This window comes from Peterkaempfera griseoplana (genome assembly GCF_001418575.1).
Taxonomy (GTDB): domain Bacteria; phylum Actinomycetota; class Actinomycetes; order Streptomycetales; family Streptomycetaceae; genus Peterkaempfera; species Peterkaempfera griseoplana.
In genome coordinates this window covers 1-2,832 of sequence record NZ_LIQR01000743.1, presented here as the reverse complement: position 1 = coordinate 2,832, position 2,832 = coordinate 1, and the positions used below count along the sequence as shown (strand labels likewise).

Annotated in this window: 4 protein-coding genes; 3 read left to right on the top strand and 1 reads right to left on the bottom strand. The window is 71.2% G+C overall.

The genetic code is table 11. The annotated features are described in order from the left end of the window. The first annotated feature begins 234 nt into the window (after positions 1–234). From AOK09_RS36275 to AOK09_RS36265, 3 genes are all read left to right on the top strand, one after another. The gene (locus tag AOK09_RS36275) at positions 235–522 is read left to right on the top strand and encodes a hypothetical protein (protein WP_055591425.1); all 288 of its coding nucleotides are present in this window, start codon (positions 235–237) and stop codon (positions 520–522) included. A gap of 165 nt (positions 523–687) precedes the next feature. Further along, entirely contained in the window at positions 688–1,002 is a 315-nt protein-coding gene (locus AOK09_RS36270; protein ID WP_157876192.1) for a hypothetical protein, read from the top strand. Beyond that, positions 1,002–1,244: a hypothetical protein gene (locus AOK09_RS36265; RefSeq protein ID WP_055591423.1), complete on the top strand. Its 243-nt coding sequence runs from the start codon at positions 1,002–1,004 to the stop codon at positions 1,242–1,244. Before AOK09_RS36270 ends, AOK09_RS36265 begins: the two co-directional genes overlap by 1 nt. A gap of 122 nt (positions 1,245–1,366) precedes the next feature. On the opposite strand, the gene AOK09_RS36260 is transcribed toward AOK09_RS36265, so the two are convergent. Then, on the bottom strand, positions 1,367–2,830 hold the full coding sequence (locus AOK09_RS36260) for a purple acid phosphatase family protein (protein WP_055591422.1): 1,464 nt from the start codon (positions 2,828–2,830) through the stop codon (positions 1,367–1,369). Positions 2,831–2,832 lie beyond the last annotated feature (2 nt).

Here is a 2,832-nt window from a genome sequence, read left to right as displayed (position 1 = left end):
GCGGAGAGAGGGGCTCTCCGGACGCTGCACGGAGGATCGCGTTCTTGTCGCAGTCTCGTCAAGAAGCTGAACCAGAAGTGGCGGAAGTTTTTTCATAGGTTGAATCAAGTGAGTAAGCCAGGCGCCGTACGGACACCGGACCTCCACCTGGTCCAGCACCCGCGTTCACCTGCGCGGCCGCACCACCGAGCGCGGCGGACCGGGGTCGCCGCCGGCCGACAGTAGCCTCGGGGCATGACGTCGCCCGCCCCGCGCTACCTCCTCGCCCTCAAGCCCCGGATCGCCGACGCCGAAGGCCACCCGGACCACGGCGCCACCCTGCGAACCGCGACGGTCCGGGCGACCGGCGAGCTGGGAGTGAGCGGCTTCCCCCGCTACGAGGGAGAGGGCGTCCTGGCGGAGATCGACCCCGGCACCCGCACCGTGGAGGCGGCGACCCTGGACGGAGCGGAACTCCCCTACAACTGGGTGCTGCTGGTGGTCCGGGAACTCGACGAGGGACGGGAACCCGCCGTGGAGTAGCGCCGAGGAGGCGCCGAGCCACCAGGTGCGCCCACCGGCTGTACGAGTTCCAGGTCCCGCAGGCCTGATCGGTCCGGTCCGCCGGGGACATCTGCCGCGGAGGGCGGCCGGGACGCTACCGTGGAACCCGCGAACGCAGTCACCCCGCGTGAGACGGAGCGAATGATGAGCGCCCAGCCGCACGAGCCGGAACCGGTGGCCCACCCGCGGCCCGAGCCCACCATCCGCAGCGTCCGCGCCGCACTCCCGGCGGAGCAGCGCCCGGCCTTCAACGAGGAGATCGAGCGCACCCCCCTGCACGAGATCACCAGGGTGCTCGCCGACTGGGACCTGCGCGCCAGGGCGCTGGCCGCGCCCGAGTTCCTGCAGACCGCTCAGCGCATCCATGAGGAGCGAGCCGGGCTGCGGCCCCGGCCGCGGATGATGTCGGACGAGCAACTCCTTTCCCTGGCGGCGGAGTTGCGCCCTAACCTTGGGTAGTGCCCTACGAGATCGATCTTCCCCAGGACTTCCAGGACCGCATCGCCGCGATGCCCCACCCGGTGCGGGAAGACCTCCTCGGTGCACTGCGGGAGGCCTCCCGCGACCCGTTTCTGCTGCCCTCGCTGCTCCCCAGCGATCCGCGCAGCCGCATCCTGTCCTTCGCCGAGGGCAACGGCCTCGCCCTGGTGGAGGTCGACGAGGACGGCAAGCGCATCGCCCTGCGGCTGATCCGGCCCTGACCCCCCCGGCCGGGCCCGGGAACGACAGGCGTGCCGTACGGCGGGGGCCGTCCTCGGCGGAAACGCCGATCGCCTCCCGTACGCCTGCGTCCCGGGCCCGGTCCGGTGGATCTGCGGCTGCCTCAGCGGTGGCCGTCGGAGCGCTTGCGGTGGAGGGTGAACTGCTCGAAGACGGACAGCTCCCCGTGCGGCTTGTTGACGTTGTAGTAGGTGACCTGCAGTCGCGTGGTGTCGCCGGGGTGCCGGCCCGGGTCGACGGTGAAGGCCGCGAAGCCGTACGGGTGGTCCACGTCGCGGACGCCGGTCCAGACCGCCTGCTCCCTGACATAGGCGGAGGTGCGCTTGCCGTTGGCGCCGGCGGTGGCCGACACCGCGGTGATCACCTTGGCGGTGCCGTCCTTGAAGAAGGACTGGTTGGTGGTGCCGGAGACCCCGCCGCCGCCGAGCACCATGTGCACGGTGCCCAGTGAGGTGTCGATGTCGTCCGTGGCCTGGGAGACCGGGTTGGGCGTGAGGGTCTCGCTGCCGCCCACCACACCGCGCACGGCGAGGGAGCGCTCGTAGTTGTGCTCGTGACCGCAGAGCACCAGGTCCACGCCGTACCGGTCGAAGAGCGGGCCGTACTTCTGGCGCAGTCCCAGGTCCGCGCCGTTGGCGTCCGAGGAGCTGATCATCACCTGGTGCATGGCGACGACCACCCAGTCGATCTCCCGGGAGGAGCGGGCGGCCTTCAGCTCCCGCTCCAGGAAGGCCAGCTGGCGTCCGCCGGAGTAGCCGCTGATGTAGACGTCGCCGCCGTCCTGCAGGCAGTTGTCGTCGTTCTGCAGCACGATCACCCGCACCGAACCGGCGGTGAAGGCGTACCACAGCCCGGCCAGCTCGGCGTCGGTCTCGGTCGACGGCAGGTCGAAGTAGGTCTGGTAGGCGCCGAGCCCCAGCGGGCCGTTGGCCTTCTCGATCTCGTGGTTGCCGGCGGCGGGCATCCAGGGTCGGAAGCGGGCCGAGCGGCTGTTGTTGGTGAAGAAGTTGTTCCAGGTACGGACCCGGTCGACATCCAGGTTGGCGTAGCAGAGGTCGCCGTTGAGCAGGTGGAACAGCGGCGCCACCTGCTCCACACCGGACACGATGTCCTTGGCCGCGGGCGTGGAGTTGGCGTCGAGCCCCACCGTGCCGTCGGCGGCCCAGGTCACCTCGGGGGCGGACTGGTCGCCGAAGCTGGTGAAGGTGAGCGGCTGCCGGCCGCGCGGCGCGGTACGGAAGGTGCCGCTGTCCGGGGCGGAGCCGTCGTGCGACACCAGGTAGACGTAGTCGGTGCCCGGCGTGAGCCGGTCCAGCGCCGCGTGGTGCACATACACGGTGCGGCCCGACTTGCCGTCGGTGTAGGTCCGGGTCACCGCCTCGGTCCCGGAGCCGAAGCCGTGCTCCAGCGTGCCGTAGAGCACCCGGGGGCGTCGTACCGGACCGTCCGTCAGCCAGGAGACCACCATCTGGCTGCCCGGGTCGCGGCCGAACGTCAGATGCAGGCCCTGGACCGGAGGCGCCCCGGCGGTGGTCGGGCCGGGGCGCCTCCGGTCCAGGGCCTGCATCT